Source organism: Mesorhizobium argentiipisi (SeqCode), assembly GCF_037179585.1.
GTDB lineage: Bacteria > Pseudomonadota > Alphaproteobacteria > Rhizobiales > Rhizobiaceae > Mesorhizobium > Mesorhizobium argentiipisi.
Map to the genome: position 1 here is coordinate 22062 of NZ_JAPYKO010000036.1, position 20572 is coordinate 42633.

At 58.8% G+C, this 20572-nt stretch carries 21 protein-coding genes and 2 pseudogenes; 12 read left to right on the forward strand and 11 right to left on the reverse strand.

From position 1 onward, the window contains the following. The first annotated feature begins 264 nt into the window (after nt 1–264). Complete coding sequence (locus O7A05_RS30335; protein ID WP_337096904.1) at nt 265–1218, forward strand: helix-turn-helix domain-containing protein; 954 nt, start codon at nt 265–267, stop codon at nt 1216–1218. A gap of 165 nt (nt 1219–1383) precedes the next feature. Here O7A05_RS30335 and O7A05_RS30340 read toward each other — a convergent pair whose 3' ends face one another. Next, entirely contained in the window at nt 1384–2340 is a 957-nt protein-coding gene (locus O7A05_RS30340; protein ID WP_337096906.1) for an arginase family protein, read from the reverse strand. A gap of 265 nt (nt 2341–2605) precedes the next feature. Here O7A05_RS30340 and O7A05_RS30345 point away from each other — a divergent pair, with 265 nt between their 5' ends. Next, a complete protein-coding gene (locus O7A05_RS30345) occupies nt 2606–3598 on the forward strand; it encodes an arginase family protein (protein WP_337096908.1) in 993 nt (330 codons plus the stop codon). 19 nt (nt 3599–3617) lie between these two features. On the opposite strand, the gene O7A05_RS30350 is transcribed toward O7A05_RS30345, so the two are convergent. Beyond that, the gene (locus tag O7A05_RS30350; protein WP_337096910.1) at nt 3618–4277 is read right to left on the reverse strand and encodes a GntR family transcriptional regulator; all 660 of its coding nucleotides are present in this window, start codon (nt 4275–4277) and stop codon (nt 3618–3620) included. Between the two features lie 125 nt (nt 4278–4402). Here O7A05_RS30350 and O7A05_RS30355 point away from each other — a divergent pair, with 125 nt between their 5' ends. Genes O7A05_RS30355 through O7A05_RS30385 form a run of 7 tightly spaced genes read left to right on the forward strand, consistent with a single transcriptional unit; the run spans nt 4403 to nt 11793 of the window. Continuing rightward, a complete protein-coding gene (locus O7A05_RS30355; RefSeq protein ID WP_337096911.1) occupies nt 4403–4810 on the forward strand; it encodes a cobalamin B12-binding domain-containing protein in 408 nt (135 codons plus the stop codon). Nucleotides 4811–4828: 18 nt separating this feature from the next. Next, nucleotides 4829–6256: a phenylacetate--CoA ligase family protein gene (locus tag O7A05_RS30360; protein ID WP_337096912.1), complete on the forward strand. Its 1428-nt coding sequence runs from the start codon at nt 4829–4831 to the stop codon at nt 6254–6256. Next, entirely contained in the window at nt 6256–7233 is a 978-nt protein-coding gene (gene meaB / locus O7A05_RS30365) for a methylmalonyl Co-A mutase-associated GTPase MeaB (RefSeq protein ID WP_337096913.1), read from the forward strand. Before O7A05_RS30360 ends, meaB begins: the two co-directional genes overlap by 1 nt. Before the next feature lie 23 nt (nt 7234–7256). After that, nucleotides 7257–8936: a methylmalonyl-CoA mutase family protein gene (locus tag O7A05_RS30370; protein ID WP_415927078.1), complete on the forward strand. Its 1680-nt coding sequence runs from the start codon at nt 7257–7259 to the stop codon at nt 8934–8936. 7 nt (nt 8937–8943) lie between these two features. Continuing rightward, the gene (locus O7A05_RS30375) at nt 8944–10326 is read left to right on the forward strand and encodes a gamma carbonic anhydrase family protein (RefSeq protein ID WP_337096916.1); all 1383 of its coding nucleotides are present in this window, start codon (nt 8944–8946) and stop codon (nt 10324–10326) included. After that, entirely contained in the window at nt 10286–10885 is a 600-nt protein-coding gene (locus tag O7A05_RS30380) for a cob(I)yrinic acid a,c-diamide adenosyltransferase (protein ID WP_337096917.1), read from the forward strand. Before O7A05_RS30375 ends, O7A05_RS30380 begins: the two co-directional genes overlap by 41 nt. Beyond that, on the forward strand, nt 10882–11793 hold the full coding sequence (locus O7A05_RS30385; RefSeq protein ID WP_337096918.1) for a 3-hydroxybutyryl-CoA dehydrogenase: 912 nt from the start codon (nt 10882–10884) through the stop codon (nt 11791–11793). The genes O7A05_RS30380 and O7A05_RS30385 overlap by 4 nt, the downstream gene beginning before the upstream one ends. A gap of 5 nt (nt 11794–11798) precedes the next feature. Here the strand turns inward: O7A05_RS30385 and O7A05_RS30395 are convergent. Further along, nucleotides 11799–12691: pseudogene (locus tag O7A05_RS30395) on the reverse strand (LysR family transcriptional regulator). An 86-nt stretch (nt 12692–12777) separates the two neighbouring features. On the opposite strand from O7A05_RS30395, the pseudogene O7A05_RS30400 reads away from it, so the two are divergent. Then, nucleotides 12778–13712: pseudogene (locus tag O7A05_RS30400) on the forward strand (AEC family transporter). Between the two features lie 28 nt (nt 13713–13740). On the opposite strand, the gene O7A05_RS30405 reads toward O7A05_RS30400, so the two are convergent. Continuing rightward, nucleotides 13741–14148 carry a MarR family winged helix-turn-helix transcriptional regulator gene (locus O7A05_RS30405; RefSeq protein ID WP_337096921.1) on the reverse strand — a complete coding sequence of 136 codons (408 nt, stop codon included), beginning with the start codon at nt 14146–14148 and terminating at the stop codon, nt 13741–13743. A 590-nt stretch (nt 14149–14738) separates the two neighbouring features. Here O7A05_RS30405 and O7A05_RS30410 point away from each other — a divergent pair. After that, on the forward strand, nt 14739–15917 hold the full coding sequence (locus O7A05_RS30410; RefSeq protein WP_337096922.1) for a hypothetical protein: 1179 nt from the start codon (nt 14739–14741) through the stop codon (nt 15915–15917). A 128-nt stretch (nt 15918–16045) separates the two neighbouring features. Then, the gene (locus O7A05_RS30415) at nt 16046–17101 is read left to right on the forward strand and encodes a substrate-binding domain-containing protein (protein ID WP_337096923.1); all 1056 of its coding nucleotides are present in this window, start codon (nt 16046–16048) and stop codon (nt 17099–17101) included. Nucleotides 17102–17164: 63 nt separating this feature from the next. Here O7A05_RS30415 and O7A05_RS30420 read toward each other — a convergent pair whose 3' ends face one another. The 7 genes from O7A05_RS30420 to nthA are packed head-to-tail and all read right to left on the reverse strand — an operon-like array spanning nt 17165 to nt 20373. Beyond that, the gene (locus O7A05_RS30420; RefSeq protein ID WP_337096960.1) at nt 17165–17644 is read right to left on the reverse strand and encodes a histidine phosphatase family protein; all 480 of its coding nucleotides are present in this window, start codon (nt 17642–17644) and stop codon (nt 17165–17167) included. 19 nt (nt 17645–17663) lie between these two features. Next, a complete protein-coding gene (locus tag O7A05_RS30425) occupies nt 17664–18413 on the reverse strand; it encodes a CbtA family protein (RefSeq protein WP_337096924.1) in 750 nt (249 codons plus the stop codon). 9 nt (nt 18414–18422) lie between these two features. Beyond that, the gene (locus O7A05_RS30430; protein WP_337096926.1) at nt 18423–18632 is read right to left on the reverse strand and encodes a CbtB domain-containing protein; all 210 of its coding nucleotides are present in this window, start codon (nt 18630–18632) and stop codon (nt 18423–18425) included. A 24-nt stretch (nt 18633–18656) separates the two neighbouring features. Beyond that, nucleotides 18657–19091, reverse strand: coding sequence for a nitrile hydratase accessory protein (locus tag O7A05_RS30435; protein WP_337096927.1), 435 nt, complete (start codon nt 19089–19091; stop codon nt 18657–18659). Continuing rightward, entirely contained in the window at nt 19088–19438 is a 351-nt protein-coding gene (locus O7A05_RS30440) for an SH3-like domain-containing protein (RefSeq protein WP_337096928.1), read from the reverse strand. Before O7A05_RS30440 ends, O7A05_RS30435 begins: the two co-directional genes overlap by 4 nt. Beyond that, a complete protein-coding gene (locus O7A05_RS30445; RefSeq protein ID WP_337096930.1) occupies nt 19438–19746 on the reverse strand; it encodes a hypothetical protein in 309 nt (102 codons plus the stop codon). The genes O7A05_RS30440 and O7A05_RS30445 overlap by 1 nt, the downstream gene beginning before the upstream one ends. Before the next feature lie 15 nt (nt 19747–19761). Continuing rightward, the gene (nthA, locus tag O7A05_RS30450) at nt 19762–20373 is read right to left on the reverse strand and encodes a nitrile hydratase subunit alpha (protein WP_337096931.1); all 612 of its coding nucleotides are present in this window, start codon (nt 20371–20373) and stop codon (nt 19762–19764) included. Between the last annotated feature and the right edge of the window lie 199 nt (nt 20374–20572).

Genomic DNA, 20572 nt, shown 5'->3' on the forward strand with positions numbered 1-20572 from the left:
CAAGAGCTTGCTTGTGCGGGTCAACCTTTTGTCCCTCGCGGACAGTAGGCCGGCACGGCGCGGGCCAGAGGGTCGGCTTCCCCTGCTGCGAACTTGTGCGTACATTTATGCGATGCTGGCCGCTTTGAATGGTGGCTGGTAATTTGGAGTTTGGCTCCGATTGGGTATCCCAACCTGAGCTGCCCCAGGAAAAGGCTTGTCAGATGGCAGCTTGTTCCTGTTATATTAGCCAGTTGCGTTTTGCTAGGTCGGACACCGAGCGCCATGGGTTTTTCATACTCGACGACCGAGCTCGCCAGGGCCCACAAGGTCCAATATTGGCAGGATGCCGTCTGCGCCCACATGATTCCGGCGGACGCGATCGCACGGGACCCGTGGGGGTTCGAAGCTTGGCTATCGGGTCACCATGTCGGTGACCTGACAATCTGTGAAATGAAGGCCCCCACGCATACCTTTTCGCGTTCCGAGCAAATGCTCCGCCGCAGGCCGGACGAAGACTTCGTCCTTGTCTATGTCGAAGCGGGCGAGAACGGATTTGAGCAGAGCGGCCGGTCGTCGCTAGGAGGCGCAGGCACCATCACCCTGCTCGACGCCGCTCGACCTTTTCTCCACGATTTTCGGGCCTCCAGAATCTATACCGTCAAGATTCCCCGTCAAAGGCTCCTTGCGCGATTTCCCGGCGCGGAGCGTCTAACTGGCTTCAATCTCAACCTGAGAGCACCGACAACACTTTTGCCGGCACTGATCAGTGAAGCGAGCGCCTTTGCCGACGATCAGGGGCGAGACAGCGCCCAACAGCGGTTTAGCTCTATCTTTGTTGAAGCAGTCGCTTTGTCACTGGAGATGTTTGCCGGCGACTGCCCACTGTCTGCGAGTTCGCACCGAGAAGACTTGTTCAGAAAGGCCACGGATTTCATCGAGGAAAATCTCGGCGACTCCGATTTGGATGTGCAAGCCGTTGCGGACGCAGTCTACGTCTCGCCCAGGACGCTTTCGCGGCTATTTGCGGCGAGAAGCGTAACCGTCATGCAATATGTTTGGACGCGGCGTTTGGAAAAGAGCCATCGAATACTCTCCGATGGGCTCGCGCGCAACGTCACTCATGCCGCGTTCGAAACCGGATTTTCGGACCTTTCGCACTTCACTAAGGTCTTCAAGAAGAAATATGGCGTCTCACCACGCGTAGTGACCCAGGCTCGCGGCTGCCGGCAATCCTGAGCTGCTATTTTGCCAATAGCAGTCGCGTGCAGCACACACTGTTCCGGTTAAGATGCCACGCACGTGTGTAGGGTTACGCCTTTACCTGTACCCAGTGCGCGTTGTCCTTGTTCAATCGCTGCTGAATGCCGAGCCAGATAACTGGCCCGGCTTTCGCGGGCATATTCAGGCTCCCGATTTAGGGCGCTTGCCGTTCGCGACACTTCGCGCTGCCACTTCAGCTGAATGCACTATTAGGGGGACAAGCACAGCGGGGCCGCGCGGATCGATCGTGGGGTCGAACGCGGACCAGGCTATGGCCAGGATTTCGAATCGTTCGCCGATCAATTCCAGCGCTTTTGCCAATTGTTCGCTCGTCAGTCCACCGGGAGCGGTATGGGTGCTGGGCTTGAGCACGGTCGGGTCCAGAACGTCGACGTCGACGTGGATAAAGACCTTCTTGCACCTTGTCAGGAGATCGTCGAGAGCAAGGATAATGGCTTGCTCAAAACCGTGCTTCTCGAAATCCAATTTGTGAACTGTGCGCCCCAGCGCATCGCCTGAACCCTGCCGGCCCGTGGGCGAGAACTGTTCTTGCAGGCCAATCGTAATGATCCGGTCCTCCGGGACCTCGCGAAAACCAGGGATTTTCCTGCGCAATCGCGGCCAGCATTTCCCGGCGATCGTTGTCACCGGCATGCCTTCGAACCAGCCGTTCTCGGACGTATCTGGCGTCTTGGCATCGCCATGACAGTCGAACCATATCATGCCGATGTCGCCCTCGGCATTGCCGACACCACCAGCCATACCCAGCGCGGCCGAGCAGCAGCCGATGGAGGTAATTGGTACGCGCCCCTTTGCTCGTGCCTCAGCAACTAGCGTGGCGAGCCGGATGTTCTGCACGAGAATGCGGGCCATCTCAGCGCCGACGGGGAGCAGGCGGTGGTCGCCACCGGTCTCTCTCGGGCCGGGCTCGTCGACATCGTCGATCATGGTCACTTCGACGTCGTCGAAAGCTTCACGCATAGCGGCAGGGACATTGGCGTCATCAAGAAGAACGGTCGGGCCTAGGGCAAAACTATAGCCCGCATTCGGCTGCCGTATTCCGTTCATGTAGGGCAAACCGATCAGAGAGATGGGCATGCTCCGGACTAAGTTCGATGACATGGTTGAGCCTTTCAGTTCGGGTAAGCGATTACCAGAGGGTGCTGCGACCAACTGGCCAGCGTGCCGGCATCTCATCAGTCCATAGCAGTTGGACGCGCCGGGCACTTGGTTGTGGCGGTCAAGCGAGTGGCCGAAACGGTCAGACAGGGTCCTCCGTGGAACTGACCTCGACAATTCTATCGATTGCAAGGTCCGGGAATCTGGCCCCTACTGGATGTCAAATCGTTGGATAGGAACACGCATGGCCGAAGATACACGCATTCCTCAACCGCTGTCGCTCATCGCGCATCCATACGTCATGGGAACGCGGTCGCCCCACCCCTTCAACTTTCGCTTCGGTGACGGAACGCGGGCTCTTTTTGCGGAGGATCAGGCCCCAAAGGCCGTCCGTTCCGTTTTCAACGATGTGGAAGTCAAATTCATCGAGGACGCCGACGAACCGCGCGAGCAGCGCATGGGCACTGGAAACGATACGTACTTTCTCTACGCCGGCGACCAGATGGCGCGCACCCTGCTGCAAAACATACGACTGGCTGAGGTGGTGGCGGAGGCACGAGGGCGTGGCCGCATCCCGATCGCATCGATTGGAATATGCTCGTCGGCACTAGGAATGGTCGGTGGCATCGGCGACGCCCAAGGCAGCATCGGTATGGTCTGGTTCGATTGCCATACCGACGCGCACACGCCAGAGACATCACCCAACGGGTTTTTCGACGGAATGCCCGTTTCGATAATAGCTGGACAGTGCTGGGAAAATTACCGGCGAAAAATACCGGGCTTCAGGGAAATTCCGGAAGATCGGATCGTCAGCGTCGGCCTCCAGTCATTGTTCGACTCCCATGGCCCGACACAGCAACGTACGGTCGGCACGCTCGTACATAAGCCCACGATTGAGGCCTTGGGTTTTCAAGGTGCCATGATCAATGCACTCGATGACCTGCGCAAGCGATGCGACCAAGTCTATGTCCATATCGACGCCGACGTGCTGGATACGTCGGTCCTATCTGCCAGTGCCCTTGTGTCTTCTGGCGGACTTGCCCCAGGTGAGGTGGCGCATTCCTTGGATTGGATCGCAGAACGGTTCGAAATTCTGGCCGTGGCTTTTTCCGCCTTTGATCCCCATGCCGACCCGCGTGGTTGCGGTGTTCTGGTCCCTTTGGTCAGACATGCGGCATTGGCTGCTGCGAAGAGCAGGGCCTCGAGAACGTCAGCGTGGGGCAGCGACCGCGGCTAGGCTTGCGGGGCGATGACTCTCAGGCGTTGGACTGCCCATCGCTCCTCACCCTCTCGTAGGCGTCCACCACATGGCGGCGCATAAGCTCGGCCGCGCCGTCGGCGTCCGTTCGGATCATAGCTTCGAGAATTCGATCATGTTCCTGCCAGACGCTGATGGACATCCCCGGATAGCGAAGAACCTGCCCCATCGCCCGACGTAGATGATACCAGTGCAGGCGCATGGTCTCCCCGATGATCGGGTTTCCCGACAGGCCATAAATGAACGAATGAAAATCCATATCGGCCTGTATGCCGGCGCGATTGTCACCAGCGACAACCAGATTCCGTCCATGCTCGACCAGGGATCGCCCGCGCACGATTGCCTGCTTGGTCATTCGAGGAGTGGCAAGCTTGACGGCAAGAGGCTCGACCGCGGAGCGGAACTGATAGATCGCTTCGAAGAAAGACGGTTCGACCTCGGTGACTGTCAGGCCACGGCGTCCGGACTGCGCAACAAATCCCTGCGCCTTCAGAACAGCCAGCGCATGGGTGACCGGCTGCCTGGATACCTCGAGCCGCGCGGCAATGTCCTCTTGAGTCAGGCGTTCGCCTGGTTTGAACGTTCCATCGCATAGAGCATCCAAAATTACATCATATGCTTGATCGACCAAGCTTTTGCTAGGCACCAGAGATTCCAACGTCCGCCTCCGAATCTGATCAGATTTGTCACCATTATGGCCGGGCCTTGACAATCCGACAAGATTTCCGCACCCTGTGTTCCGAGTTCTGAATTCAGAATTCCAAACGTCAGGAGGAATTGAAGGTGACCCAGCCTATTCGCGTGCTTCTCGCCAAAGTTGGCCTTGATGGTCACGACCGTGGGGTGAAAGTGGTCGCCAGAACGCTGCGCGACGCCGGAATGGACGTCATTTATTCCGGTTTGCACCGTACACCCGAGGAGGTGGTCACGGCGGCCGTGCAAGAGGACGTCGACGTCCTCGGCGTCAGCTTGCTTTCGGGCGTGCAGCTCACTGTCTTTCCCAAGATTTTCCAGCTTCTGGCCCAGAAAGGCGCCGATGACATGATCGTCATTGCCGGCGGGGTCATGCCCGACGAAGACGTCATCGAGATCAAGAAGATGGGTGTGCGCGAGGTTCTACTTCAGGACACTCCACCCGAGGCGATTGTCCAGACGCTCACGCGCCTGGTCTCAGAGCGTGGCGTTCGCTGAAAAAGCCGGGAGCTGACCATGGAATCCTGGACTTTTCCGCCTTCCTATGAAGCGTCTTATTTTCCAACTGCGGGCAGCCGCTACTGGTTCCCGCTGCGTGAGACGATGCCATCGGGAGATCGCGACAGTGCTATCCTCGAGAGGCTGCGTCAGGTCTGTAACTATGCCTACGCGAATGCTCCGTTCTACCGCCGCAAATGGGATGAAGCCGGCTTTCATCCCGATCAATTGCGCTCCTTCGAGGACTTCGAAGACAGAGTTCCGGTCGTAACGAAGAAGGAACTTCGAGAATCGCAGGCTTCGGCCCCACCTTTCGGCGATTATCTCTGTGTGCCGGACCGCGAGATCTTTCACATCCACGGAACCAGCGGCACGACCGGGCGTCCAACGGCCTTCGCAATTGGCCGTAGCGACTGGAATGCCATCGCCAATGCGCATGCCCGCATCATGTGGGGCATGGGCATGCGTCCCGGCGACATGATCTGCATCGCGGCGGTTTTGAGCCTCTACATGGGAAGCTGGGGGGCTTTGGCCGGGGCGGAAAGACTTGGTGCCAAGGCCTTTCCATTCGGTGCCGGCGCTCCTGGAATGACGGCTCGATGCGCACAATGGCTGCACACGATGAAGCCAGCTGGCTTTTATGGCACGCCGACCTACGCGCTGCATCTCGCGCAAACCGCCCAGGACGACGGGCTCGATCCGCGCGAGTTCGGCCTGAAATACATGTTCTTTTCCGGTGAGCCCGGTGCCTCGATCGATGGCGTTCGCGATCGTATCGCCGACTTCTATGGCGCCAAGGTCTTCGATTCCGGCTCCATGGCTGAGATGTCGCCCTGGATGAACGTCGCGGGCTCCGCCGAAACCGAAGGCATGCTGTGCTGGCAGGACGTCGTCTACACCGAAGTCTGTGATCCCAAGACCATGCGCCGCGTTCCATACGGCCAGCGCGGAACACCCGTCTATACGCATCTGGAGCGGACATCCCAGCCGATGATCCGCCTTGCATCCGGTGATCTCACGCTTTGGGTCGATGAGCCCAATCCTTGTGGACGGACCTATCCGCGACTGCCGCAAGGAATTTTCGGGCGCATCGATGACATGTTCACGATCCGCGGAGAGAACGTCTATCCAAGCGAAATCGACGCCGCCCTCAACCAGGTACCCGGCTATGGCGGCGAGCATCAGATTGTCATCACGCGCGAGGCGGCGATGGACGAACTTCTGCTCAAGATCGAGGCTGAGCAGCAGCTGGCGGCGAACGGCGGGTTGGATAGCTTCCGTAATGACGTCGCCCATCGCATCCAAAAGCTGCTGGGGCTGCGGACAAAGGTCGAGATTGTTGCCGGCGGCAGTCTGCCTCGTACCGACTTCAAGGCGCGCCGCGTCGTCGATGATCGCGCCGTCTTCAAGGAAATGAACGCGCGGGTCGAGGCAGGGAGGAATTGATGGGCCACTATGTCCCATCGCTCGAATTAGTCGAAAGGGCCATGAAGGGCGAGGTTCAGGCGATCGGCCGGCTGATCTCGCGTGCAGAGGCGGCCTTGCCTGAGGCGAGACAAGCCTTGGCGACGACATATCGCCGAACTGGCAAGGCGCACGTCATCGGACTGACGGGCGTGCCTGGCAGCGGAAAGTCGACCCTTGTCGCGGCGCTCACAGCGCGCATTCGACACCAAGGCAAAACGGTGGGGATAGTCGCCGTCGATCCGTCGAGCCCCTATAGCGGCGGATCGATCCTCGGCGATCGCATTCGCATGTCGGACCTTGCCAACGATTCAGGCGTCTACATCCGCAGCATGGCAACCCGTGGCGCGATGGGCGGACTGGCCCGTGCCACGCTCGACGCTGTCGATGTTCTCGACCTCGGCGGCTTTGACACCATCATCATCGAGACTGTTGGCGTCGGCCAGGACGAAGTGGAGATCGCCAAGGCGTCCCACACAACCGTTGTCGTTTCGGCCCCCGGTCTCGGCGACGACATTCAGGCGATCAAGGCAGGCATGCTCGAGATCGCCGACATCCATGTCGTCTCCAAATGCGATCGAAGCGATGCCAATCGCACGATCGTCGATCTGAAGCAGATGCTTGCCCTTGGGGCGGCCGGTGTAGCCAAGCCGGATTGGCAGGCACCGGTCGTCGGCGTCAGCTCCTACACGGGAGAAGGCTTCGAGCCGCTTCTTGAGGCGATTGGCAAACATCACGATGTCGCCTTCGACTCGGAACGGGGGCGCCGAAGGCAACTTTCTATCGCGCAATTCAGATTGCAGAAAACCGCGGAAAATCTGCTCGTCGAGAAGTTTCTCCAGGTTTCCGAAGCACACGTCCCATCACTGGCCGAACGGCTGCGGCAGCGTGAGGGAGACCCCTACGAACTGGCAAGAGAACTGCTGACAAAGTCTTTCGAACAAGGATCCGTATCATGACCGATCGCGCGGCGCTGGCCACCATGACACAGAAGACCATTGATGATGTTCGCGCCGAAGAACAGGCCTGGGAAGCTACCGAAGTGGCGCAGTTTCTGCGCAAGCAGGCCGAACGCAGGGAACAGTTCTTCACACTTGGCGATATTCCAGTCAAGCGCACCTATACCGCAGCGGACCTAGCGGCCACGCCCGTCGAGGACATCGGTCTGCCAGGCCGCTATCCGTTCACGCGTGGTCCCTATCCGACTATGTATCGCTCGCGGACATGGACCATGCGCCAGATCGCGGGATTTGGAACTGGCGAGGATACCAACAAGCGCTTCAAGTACCTGATTGCCCAGGGCCAGACCGGCATCTCGACCGATTTCGATATGCCAACACTGATGGGTTACGATTCAGACCATCCCATGAGCGAGGGCGAAGTCGGGCGCGAAGGCGTCGCCATCGACACGTTGGCCGATATGGAGGCGTTGTTCGACGAAATCGATCTGGAGAAAATTTCGGTCTCCATGACAATCAACCCGTCGGCATGGATTCTACTCGCCATGTACATCGTGCTCGCGGAAAAGCGGGGCTATGATCTCAACAAGCTTTCCGGAACAGTTCAAGCCGATATTATCAAGGAATACATGGCACAAAAGGAATACATATTCCCGATTGAGCCGTCTGTCCGAATCGTTCGCGATTGCATTACTTACTGCGCCAAGAACATGAAGCGATATAACCCGATCAACATATCGGGTTATCACATCTCTGAAGCGGGCTCCTCGCCTCTGCACGAAGCGGCTTTCACCCTTGCCAGCATGATCGTCTACATCGAGGAAGTGCTGAAGACCGGCATGGATATCGATGAGTTCGCACCGCGGCTTGCCTTCTTTTTCGTATGCCAGGCGGACTTCTTCGAGGAAGTGGCAAAGTTCCGGGCCCTGCGGCGCTGTTACGCCAAGATCATGAAGGAGCGATTTGGCGCGAAGAACCCGGAGTCCATGCGTCTGCGCTTTCACTGCCAGACGGCTGCAGCTTCGCTGACGAAACCGCAATACATGGTCAATGTGATGCGGACGACCGTCCAGGCTTTGGCCGCGGTTCTTGGTGGCACGCAGTCGCTTCATACCAATGGCTACGATGAGGCTTTCGCGATTCCAACTGAGGACGCGATGCGCATGGCGCTACGCACCCAGCAGGTCATCGCGGAAGAAACCAATGTAACCCAGGTCGTGGATCCGCTGGGCGGTTCTTACTATGTCGAGTCGCTCACGACCGACTACGAGAAGCGAATTTTCGCGATCCTGGAGGAGGTCGAGGAGCGCGGCGGCACCATCAAGCTGATCCAAGAGGGATGGTTCCAACGTCACATAGCCGACTTCGCCTATGAAACTGCCCTGCGAAAGCAGTCCGGCGAAAAGCCTGTAATTGGTGTCAACTGCTTTGTCGATGACACGCCTGACCCGGCCATTCACACACATCCTTATGACATCACGACCGCGCAGCGGCAGGTCGCACGAACCCAGCGTGTCCGTCGCGAGCGCGACAGCGTTAAATTCGATCTGTTGCTGCAGCAATTGGTCGAGATCGCCAAGGATTCCTCGCAAAACATTATGCCGATCACCATCGAACTGGTGCGTGCGGGGGCGACGATGGGCGACATAGTCGAGACCTTGAAGAAGGTGTGGGGCACGTATCGCGAAACGCCGGTGTTCTGAGTGCCAGATGCAGCTATCGCGCCTTGAAGTTAAAGCATTGAAGCTCGCGCTCAAGAGCGGTGACGGCCAGGCTGCGCGCTCACTCCTTGCGCATAGCGTAGCGCTTGGCCATGAGCGCCTTGCCATCCGTCGCTACTACGAGGCGCGTTTCTTCGGCGCGAAAGATTTGGCGCTATTGAAGGCCTATTGCGTCGGCGCCGCGAGCAACGTCGCACCGATCGACCTGCTCAAGACCGCTCGCGATGTGGCGCGAGATCCGGACAAGCATACGGATCTGCATCTGGTGGCGAGTGAACTCGTGGAGCCGTCCAAACCGTTTGTTCTTCCCTACGACGGCGTTTGGCCGGCTCTGGCGGGTGAACCAGTTGTATGCGCCAGGTTGGTGAGCCTCTTAGGCCGGATTAAAGCGGGAGCCAGATCCTGGTTTGGGCGGGGGGCGGTCATTAGGGCCGATGGCCATTTCGTGCAGATTGGGAACGACTTCCGGCTGGGTGAGATGAGCACTGTCCATATCGCTCATGACATCCTTCCCGCAATCGTTGGCGAGCGAGTGAGCGTAGGCCGCAACGCCGTCGTCCACGCCTGCACGATCGGCGACGACTGCGTCATTGAGAACGACGTGGTGATCCTTGATGGAACTGTGGTTGAGGACGGGGTCGTTGTCGAAGCCGGTTCGACGGTCTTTCCAAGATCGATCTTGAAGGCTGGCTTCGTTTGCTCAGGAAGTCCAGCCAAACCTGTCCGGGAACTGGCGACGGACGAGCGGGAGGCGCGGGCGATGTCTGTCCACGAAAGCATTGCTTCGTCGCTGTTCGCTCTTTCAGCGGGCGCGCTTTCTGCCGCCAAGGACCTAGGCGAGGATGTTCTCACCGCGTGCACCGCACGGCTCGTGGGCCGCGTCGAAGCGGCGCGTCATTCAAGCATCTTCTTCGGCTGCAGGTTGAACGCGGGCGCCAACGCCATCGTCATCGGTGAGAGCAGCAATGTTCAGGACAACACGAACATCGACGCCTCCGAAGGATCAGTAACGATCGGCGAGAACACCACGATCGGCCACAACGTGCGTCTTCAATCCAGCAGCGTCGGCTCGCATTCGCTAATCGGGATCGGCAGCAATGTCAGTTGCGGAACCGTGGTCGATGACGATGTCCTGCTCGCGGCCGGTTCGGTGACCGCATCTGGTCAGCATCTCGAGCGTGGTTGGCTTTGGGGAGGCCGGCCCGCTCGGCCAATCGCCAGGCTCGACGATGGCAAGCGCGCAATGATGGCGGCGACTATCCAGCAATATCGTGCCTACGCCGCAGCGTATCAGGTGGCGCAGATTCCTCTGGAAAAGAAGGGAAGGACAGATGGGACATCGGTTGTCACGGATAGTTACCCGGACTGGTGATCAAGGTCAGACAAGCCTGGGCTCCGGGTTGCGTGTAGACAAAGACAGCCCCGCGATTGAAACGTTGGGCGCGGTTGATGAGTTGAACAGCTGGATTGGCGTGCTGGTTGCCTCGGCCCGTTCACCCATGGTCCGAGAGACGCTTACGTTGGTCCAGCATGACCTTTTCGATCTCGGTGCCCAGATCAGCGTGCCGGGCACTCCGCTCCTGTCGCGGCACCATCTGAACAGGGTCGAGCTATGGTTTGAATCCATGAATGCCGAACTGGGGATGCTGAAGGAGTTCATCTTGCCCGGAGGCACCCAAAGCTCGGCCTTCGCCCATGTCGCCCGCACAGTGTGCAGGCGCGCGGAACGGCGCCTTTTTAGCCTTGCCCAAGTCGAACGCCAGGCTGAGGGCGTTCATCTAACCTCAGGTGGTGAAAACTACGGCCTTTCATACCTCAACAGACTTTCGGACCTGCTTTTCGTGGCTTCCCGGCTGGAAAACCGGGTCGCAGGGCGGCCCGACGTGCTTTGGGAGCGTGGCAAAAGCCTGAGCGCTGGAGAGGTTGCATGAACAGTAGCCCGTCTATTCCTGCCCTTGCTGGGCTGGATGTCCGCTGCGTCGGCGTGATCGGAGCCGGCCAGATGGGTATCGGCATTGCCCAGGTCTGCGCCGCTGCAGGGTTCGAAGTTTGGTTGAACGATCTGACGGGAGAGCGGATCGATGCCGGGCTGGCAAAAATTTCCGAGAGCCTGTCCCGGCTCATGGCCAAGCAGGTGATCGAGGAGGAGGTTGGGCGAATGGCGCTGACGCGGCTGAAGCCGGCGTACGGCATTCAGGCGTTGGAACCATGCGATCTCGTCATCGAAGCAGCCACCGAAAACGAGAAGGTAAAGCGCAGCATCTTCGAAACCATCTGTCCGGTCCTTCGGCCAGAGGCCATGCTGGCCACAAACACGTCCTCCATTTCCATCACCCGGCTGGCCGCCTCGACCGATCGCGCGGAGCGGTTCATCGGTCTTCATTTCATGAACCCGGTTCCGCTTATGCGACTCGTCGAGATCATCCGCGGTATCGCAACCGAGGACGCTGTCTTCCAGTCCGCGAGCGCTTTCGTCGACAAGCTCGGAAAAGCGGCAGTTGTATCCGAGGACTATCCTGCCTTCATCGTGAACCGTGTGCTGCTGCCGATGATCAACGAAGCGATATACACTCTCTACGAGGGAGTTGGGACGGTCACGTCGATCGACGACGCAATGCGGCTCGGCGCCAACCATCCCATGGGGCCGCTGCAGTTGGCTGATTTCATCGGTCTCGATACCTGCCTCTCCATCATGCAGGTGCTGCACGAAGGCCTGGCGGATTCGAAATACCGACCATGTCCGCTCCTGGTGAAATACGTAGAGGCAGGCTGGCTCGGCCGCAAGACGAAGCGTGGCTTTTACGACTATCGCGGTGACGCACCGGTCGCGACCCGCTGAGGGTCTTATCCTTCTCCCTCGGCAGATGCATGGCGTAGCGTTTCTATGAAAGAGGCGACGGCAGGGTTGGTGCAGTCCTGCCGCCAGATAGCTACATGCTTCATGATCGGCGCGTCCTCCAGATCCCGAAAGACAACATTGGAAGGGGCCAATCGCGCCAGGGACTTCGGCACGATACCCAATCCCAGGCCTTCTGCGACCATGCCGATGACGGTCTGTTGAAGTTGCACTTCGAGCCAATCGCGGGCACATGTCTGCCATTTGCGAAATATTCGGCAATCGCCGCGCGAAGGGCAGGGGTGGTTTGGGCAAGCGTGGCGACGAACTGTTCGCCATGTAGATCTTGTGCGTTCAGGTTTGCCTTCAGCGACAATGGATGCGCCGCGTTCAATGCCACGCATAACACCTCCTCGAAAATCGCAGATGTCACCAGGCCGTCCACGGTCACTGGCGCAAACACGACGCCAATGTCGAAACGTCCTTGTGCGACGTCATGCTCGAGCACGGTGGGCAGGACTTCTCTCAACGTCAATTCCACGTTTGGGAAGGCTGCCCGATACCGTCGGGTCGCACGCGGGATTAGTGTATGGGCAGCATGCATCATGAAGCCCACAGAGAGTTCGCCCAACTCCCCGGAATGAGCCCGCCGGGCATTCGTGCAAGCGCGGTCGAATAAATCCAGAGCAAGGCGTGCGTCTTCCAGGAGGCGGCGCCCTGCAAAGGTCAGCGCCGCGCGACGGGAATGACGCTCCAGCAAGGTGACGCCAAGCTCTTGCTCCAAGCTTGCAATCTGACGGCTCAACGGAGGTTGAGAAAGGTGAAGTTGCTGAGCTGCCCTGCCGAAATGGAGAGTTTCGGCGACAGCTACGAAGTATCTCAACTGCTTGATGTCCACCACAATACCAATCCTGCATCGATCCCGCTGAAATCGGAATTAGAATGCATCGATTGAAATTGCTATGGCAACCTCAAATTGAGGTCGCCATGCTCTCCACCTTGCTCATAATTCTCCCAATCTTTGCCTTGATCTTCGTCGGATGGTTCGGCGGACGTAGAGGCCTGTTTGGGCCACAAGCTACCGGCGAGATCAACCGGCTCGTCGTCTATTTCGCGTTGCCTGCGCTCCTGTTCGACATCATGGCGCACGCGCGATGGGAGGACGTCTGGCAACCGCGCTTCATCGCCGTGTTCGGGCTAGGACAGCGATCGTTTTCGCGTTAACAGTGGTGCTGCGCCTCCGACGGCCGCTTCACCTAGCCGACGCCACGATTGATGGCCTTAACGCGGGCTATGCCAATGCGGGTTTCATCGGCTTTCCTCTCGTCGCTCTCGTGTCTGGGCCTGATGGCCTTCCGCTCGCTCTGGTCGCAACGCTGATTACGGTATGCGTACTGTTCGGATTTGCCATCGTGCTGGTCGAGGCCGGATTGCAGCAAGAGCGCAATCGGGTTCGCCTGATTGGCAGCGTCGTTTCGTCCCTAATGCGCAACCCTCTCATTATCGCTCCGGTCGCTGGAGCGATAACGGCATGGATAGGGTTCCAAATTCCACCATCGATCGAGACGTTCCTCAAGCTTCTCGGCGGCGCCGCCGCGCCCTGTGCACTCATCGCGCTCGGCCTCTTTCTTGCCCAGGCGCCGAGCTCGAATGAAGGCGAAGCAAAATTAACTTTGGTTCTGGTCGGTTTCAAGTTGCTGCTGCAGCCGCTCGTCACCTGGATGCTGGCGTCCGTGATCTTCGACGTGCCAACGCCTCTTCTTCACACTGCCGTGCTGCTGGCGGCTTTACCGACCGGAACCGGCCCTTTCATGCTTGCCGAATTCTACAATCGAGAGGGAAGCGTGACGTCCAGGGTCGTTCTGGTATCGACGGTCCTATCAGTCTTCACGATATCGGGCTACCTGGGCCTGACGGCCTGACAAAAGCTTCAGGATCCTGATAGAGCCATCAGAAACTGATCACGCCCCGCAGAAGCGAGGCCAATTCCTCCGCCCGCTTTTCCGTGAGCCGGGAAACGAGAGCGCGCTGCTGGGTTCTGAGCACACCCTTGAGCTTGTCGTGAAGGACTGTCCCCCTGTTCGAAAGGAAGATGAGGACCTTGCGTCGATCGTCGGGGTCGGGCGCCCTATAGACCAGACCGTCCGCGACCATCCGGTCGATTATCTTCGTGAGCGTTGCAGGATCCACCAGGACCAGCTCAGCAAGATCACGCATCGAGCGACCGTCATTCGACGCCAGGGTGGTGAGAATGCGAAACTGCTCAACGGATATGCCCTCGGGACGAAGCGACTCTGTCAATTCTTCTTCCAGCTGACGGTTAACGCTCGCGATCAAATAGGCGAGCTGTTCTTCCATTTTAGGTGAGCGTGCCATGTGCTTCCATTTTCAATAAAGGGAATTTCAATGGCATATTCTGCAATTGCTGACTTTTCAAGGATTAATGTTGCGCACATCGCACCCCAGTCGCGCTAAAGATCTATGATTTTCAAGGTTCTAAGGTCCGCAGGCCACTTGGCATGTCCGCGACAAAATTGAACGTCTGCAGTCCGATCTGCTAGTTTTCCATTGCATTCTGAATTCAGAATGTGATATGTATTTAGCCGCTGAAGGAAGACTAGCTCCTTATTGAAAGGAGGCTGGAGGGGATCGCAGCCAATGGCCCCGCCATGTAGGTGATCGCTCCCAGAAGAACTGGAACGGACGCACTAAGTGCGTTCGCTATCGTCAATCATCGCCTCCATATGGGATCGGCGCCCCGAAGGTATTTGGGGGCCTGACGGGGGGATTGTGTCATAGCTTGAGAGCCCGGTCCTGACTGCTGACGCTTGAACGCAACAGAGCACAACCTCTGTGGCGCAGGGTTTGGCTGGCAGTGTTCCGGCATGCCTGTGCCGAGAAACAAGTGCCCGTCGGGAACCGGGCACATGCAACATTGGGAGATGAGCATGACGAACATCGAAGATGAAATTGGTGCATCCGCGTCCATGGTTGGGCAATTGAAGGAGCGGTTGCCGATTGTCGGGCGCCTTACCCCTGTCTTCACGACATTGGCGATATTCGCCGTCGCGGTCGTTTCATGGTGGCTGATAGGTGATCCGAAGTGGAGCATTGCTGGCGCGCGAGCAACTGGACCTGACGACGAGGCTGCCAAGTTGGCGGTTGTCAGCTGCGTGCTCTTCTGGGCAATCCTGGGCTTGATCTTCACCGGCTTCACGTTCGGCAACTGGCCGTTCAGTAAGCTGCGCCAGCCCATCGCAGGATTTGCCCAGGTGGCCGTAAATGTTGTCATCGGCATTCTGGGCACACTGCTGTTCACCCATGGCGTCGGCCAATGGGACCCGACATTCTCGGCGAACACGGCGGGCGGTGCCGGTTACACGGCGGCAGCCTTCATCGTGCTGATCGGTTTCTATGCCTATGCATTTCCCGTGACAAGCCTGGGGGGCTATCCGTTCGAAGCGGTGACGTCGCCAACGTCTGGAACTGCGCAATGGTTGCTCGGCGCCTTTTTGACCGTCATCGGCGTTGTCGCGCTGATATATCCCAATTTCAATGCGCAGCTTTCGTCGTCCGCCCCCGTTTCACTCCCCAAGGTAACGGGGTGGATCTACTCCAGCATCGTGATTGTGATTGCAGGCGGCATGCTATGGGGCAATTGGCCCTGGGCAGGGATTGCCAATCGCCATCTTCGCGCGCTCGCGGCGCTAATCGCTACGCTCGGTGGCGGCTACCTCCTGATGCTCGTCTTCGAGGCGGTCCTTCGGCAAATCCTTCCTACGCAAATTCTTGAAAGACAAGGCTTCCCCCTCGCGCTCGAGACAGCGCAGCTGGGGGTTTTCTTCGCCATAAGCTCGCTGATCTCCGGGCTGATCTTCGGCCCATCCAAGATTGAGTCCGTCGTCGCCGCACGGATCTTTCGCACCTTGATCGTAACGGTGGCCGCGATCCTCAGCTATGTCTTGTTCATGCGTTTCTTCGCCACCACAGTTCTGCATTTCCCCGCGGTTGAAGGCAGCTATGGCGGCAATCCGCTCCTCTGGGTCGACTGGATGATCCTGATCGTCCTCTGGCATGCCGTTGCATTCGGCGGGCACTTTTCCACCCGGCGAGCGCGTGTGCGGTAGGGAACTGAGGAAGTCCCTCTGGCCTCTGAGCTACAAATCAAGGATCGGATGGTGTCGGGCCTCGCGTCCAAAACAGGGATGCACAAGGCTTGCGCCTTTGCTAATCTGCCGACAAATCGCGAGAGTCCATGGCACGTAAGGCGTTGAAACTCGGACTTCTGATCCCGCAAGAGGGGCCGGCCGGAATTTGGTCCCCTTCGTGCGAAGCAAGCGCTTTGCTGGCCGTGGCGGAGCTCAACACGGGCGGCGGCATGCTGGGGCGCGAGGTCGACCTCGTCGTCGCAAACACGGGCTGCACCAGTTGGAGCGCGGCAGAAGCGGTCTCCTCGATGATAGACCTCGATCGAGTCGAGGGGGTGGTCGCATTGGTGACGAGTGCCGCTCGTCAGGCAGTCATTGACGCCGTGGATGGCCGCGTACCCCTGATATACACGCCTCAGTTCGAAGGAGACGAACACAACCCTGGTGTTGTCGCCATCGGCGAGACAGCGATCGAATTGCTCAAACCCAGCACTTCCTGGCTTATGGAAGAAAAGCGTGCCTCGCGCTTCTTCCTTGTCGGCAACGACTATCTGTGGCCACAGCGATCCATGCCGCGCGCGCGACGCCTGATTGCGAATGCCGGCGGCAGCGTCGTTGGCGAAGCGATGGTGCCCTTCGGCGTGATAGATCATGAGCGGCTTCTGAAGCAGATAGCAAGGGCACGGCCCGACGTGGTCGCAATGTGGCTACTGGGCCACGAGGCCGTGATCTTCAACCGAGCCTTCGTTGACCACGGTCTCGACCGCAAGATCCTGCGCTTCAGCACGGCGATCGAGGAAACGATCCTTCTGGGCATCGGGGCCCACTGCACAGAGAATCTATACGTCGCTTCGGGGTATTTTTCGAACATCCGATCGAGAAACAATGATGCGTTCCTGGATCGATACCATCACTATTTCGGTATCTCACCTCCGCCGGCCAATTCCTTCGGCGAGTCGATCTATGAGGGCTTCCATTGCCTGAGTGGTCTTTCGGAGGCAGCCGGTAGCCTGCATTCGAAGGATCTGCGAGACAAGGTCGGGCGCGCGGCCCAAAGCCACACGGCTAGGGGTGTTGAAAGACAATTCCTGGCCGGAACGCAGCATCCCGTTCATATCGCCGCCGCCGACGGGCATGAATTCCGACTGATAGCCATGCGTTAAGCTCATCAACTCCCTAAGGAGCGGACTTCCAGCGCCTGCCGTCGCTGGTCATTTCGGTGAGACTCAAGGGGCGGATGTTGAGACGCGGAAACGACACCAGCGGAGCCCCGAGCACCGAGAGCATCGCAGCACGAATGACGGCTGGAAAACCACAATCGCTGCCGTTCGGGCCAAGCTCACGCGGCTGTCGAGCCAAAATCCAACCTTCCCGACAAGAGCCTCGATGGATTCTCCGCCCGGCGCAGCCGAGGTCCCTTCCAGCCAGTCGCGAAATGCTTGCTCCTCCAAAGCCAGGACCTCTTCGATCGGACGGCCCGCCCAGCGGCCGTGGCCGATATCGCCAAGTGCGTTGTCGATTTCGGGCAAGAGTCCGAGCTGTTCGGCCGTCTGGCGCGCGGCTTGCTGCGGACCGCACGGGGATCGCTTGATTTCGCCGAGCCGGCTGGCGAGCGCTTCGATACCCGCCAATGACGATCCATCCAGCGGATCATCCCCAGGAAAAATGCCTTTCCCGAGCGCCGGCGTTGAGCCCTCGCATACCACCTTCAGCCAACCAGGCAACCTACCTGTGCTGCCAAAGGCGGGCTCCGGCGCTGTCGGAACCGGAGCTGAACTTGACCCATAGTCCGAATGCTATCCCAAGCGTACACCACAATATGGCGTGCATCGCCAATGACGTCATTCGGAACTGCCATAGAAGCTCTGCCGAGAACCCTTGAGGAACTTCATTGACGGCCGGCAGGACGAGGAAGGCGGCTGCCGCGATTGCCGCATAAGCCGAAATGCCCGCAGCCCAGGCCGCACCAGGGCCCGCCGACTGGCGTATGAGCCGTGCGACTTGGATGCCGACGGCGGCCGCGACGATTGAGATCGCGATCATGCCGAAAAACAGAATCGTCCGTTGGGCGATTGTCCCCCCATCGCCGACCGCCGGGGGATTGCCGGGATATTTCAGACCTGGCACAAACGTAAGCGCCACAAACCCGGCCGACGCGATCGCGATGGCCAGCATCTGAGGATTTGACGGTCCCAGGCGCCCATGAAGCAAGGCAAAGACCAGCGCGAACAGACCGCCCAAGGCAGCACCGTACGCGATTAGCCCGCTAAACAGGCCGAGTCCGGCCTGTGTCTGCCTGCTGACGACCTCTTCTACCGCGTGATCGTGAGCCGCGTCGGTTGCGTGGGTCATCTGATCTTCGAACGCAATCGCCTGCTCAATTCGCGGCTCGCCGTAAACCCGGGCGAAAGCGAAGGCGAAGATTCCCGCAAGAACCCCCACCAGCATTCCCCGCATCAGAAGCGTGCCGACCATATCTCACCTTTAGTGGCAGGGAAATCCGAGCAGATGGCGAGCATCATGCACGTACTCATGCACGTTATTTCCCGCGATCAGCGAGGTGGCGCCTTCTTCGGCGCCGACGAAGTAGATCGCCAACAGGAGCAAGAGTCCGGCAAAGACGGCCCATGGCACCACGTCACGGACCGGAATAGGAAGCGGTTGTACGCCTGATGCGATTATCGTGTTGTTCATCGGTTGCTCCTCAGGTGGATATGTTCAGTTCAGGGCTGCGGGACTGACAGTGACCGGCGAGCGCGCGACGGTATGGTCATGGTGATGGGTCGGCGGGCAGGCCGCATTGGCAAGCGCGACCGGATGTCCGTGAGGCGTGTTGATATATGCTTGCCGCCATTCGTCGGCCCGTGCGGAGATTTGGTCCTTCCCTGTCAGGCCCTCCGCCGCGATGATCTTTTCCAGCGCCGCCATCCATTGGCGGTAATAGGCGTCGTTGACGCTTTCATCCGGCAATTGCGGCGCCGCCTTGATTTCCTCGCTGAAAACCTTAACCCACTCGGCCCAGGTAAAGAGCCCTGTCTTGTGCAGTTGAAGGGTGAGCGAAAACGCATGAGCCTGCCACGGCTGTTCGAAGACCGGACCTGCGTCATCACGCGGCAGTCTGATGGCATCAAAACCGGATTGTTCGACCATCATGCGCGCTCCAGATAATCATCCCAAAGATCGATGTGCACTTTGTCTTTCGAAGCCGAGTTGGGCCCCCAAAGCTCAACGGCATCAAAGCTGACGTTGTAGACGTGCTGAGGGTTCGGCCCCTTGCCGTGGGCCGAGGTGTCAGGCGTCACGAACACGCCGTGATCCACCACCACCGTGCCGATCTTGCCGCGAACGTAACGTGGCAGCCTGGTGTGGGACGCAGGGTTCATGTTCTTGGCGCGTATCCGATCGCCCGGCTTGAATCGGGGCTTCACGTCCTCGGCGATCCTGGTCGACCCGCCCGTCTTGACGACTTCAGGGACCATCTCCTTGGTCAGAGCAGGCATCAGTGCACCCCCTTGAGTTCGTTGATCTTGGCCTGGAGCTCCTCTTTGGTAATGACGCTCTTTTCTAGCAGCATGGTCTCGATCGAATGGAACCAGTGCTCGTAGTAGGTAGTTCGCAGGTAGTCGGCCGGCTCCATTCTTTCTATCGCGTAGCGGAACTCGTCGACGTTGAAATGACCACCGGCGAAAACAGCGATGAACATGCCGAACATCCTGCGTTCCCATTCCTGATGGAAATTCGGTTCGTTGCTCTCTTGCACGACGGGACCCATTCCGTGCATGCCGCCCAAATCATGTATGCCGTTCATTGTGGTCCCTTTCCGCTATTTGCCGTTTGGGCTTCTGGGAAGACCGGTTCCGATCATCGAATCGCGAGTGACCAGCTCGGCAAGCTGCTCCTCGGTCCAGCCATCCGTTCCTGCCGGGCGCTCGGGCAGGACGAGGTAACGCACCTCGGCCGAGCTATCCCAAACACGCACCTCCTTTTCCTTGGAAATGATCAGGCCGAACTCGCTGAGCACCCCGCGCGGATCAATGACGATGCGGGATCGGTAGGGAGCGGACTTGAACCAGGTGGGCGGCAGGCCTAGCGTGGGCCAAGGATAGCAAGAGCAGAGCGTGCACACGATGGCGTTGTGAACTGCCGGGGTGTTCTCAACCACCACCATGTCCTCGCCTTGGACGCCTGAAAAATTCAGCTCGGCGATCGCTTCCGTGCCATGGGTCAAAAGGCGCTGCTTGAAGGCTGGATCCGTCCACGCCTTTGCCACGACGCGAGCGCCGTTGCGAGGGCCAATCCTGTTTTCGTAAGTGTCGATAAGTTCGTCGAGCGCAGCAGTCTCGATGATCCCTTTTTCGGTGAGAAGGGACTCAAGCGCCTTGACCCGCAACTCGATATCGGAAGGTGGTTCTGTGTGCTCGTGATCGTGCGCCATTCAAGCTTCTCCTTGCCGGTAGTGTTCCCAATTTTGATTGCCTAGGCGATAATTGAATATTCTATTATATTCACGCGGTGCTCGATTTCCAATGACTTTTTATCGATGGCCGCATCGACCGATGCGCTTACAAGGTGCATGTCAAGACGGCCGGGCGGCTGTCGTCGAGGATAATGCCCGATGACAGCCGCCTGACGTG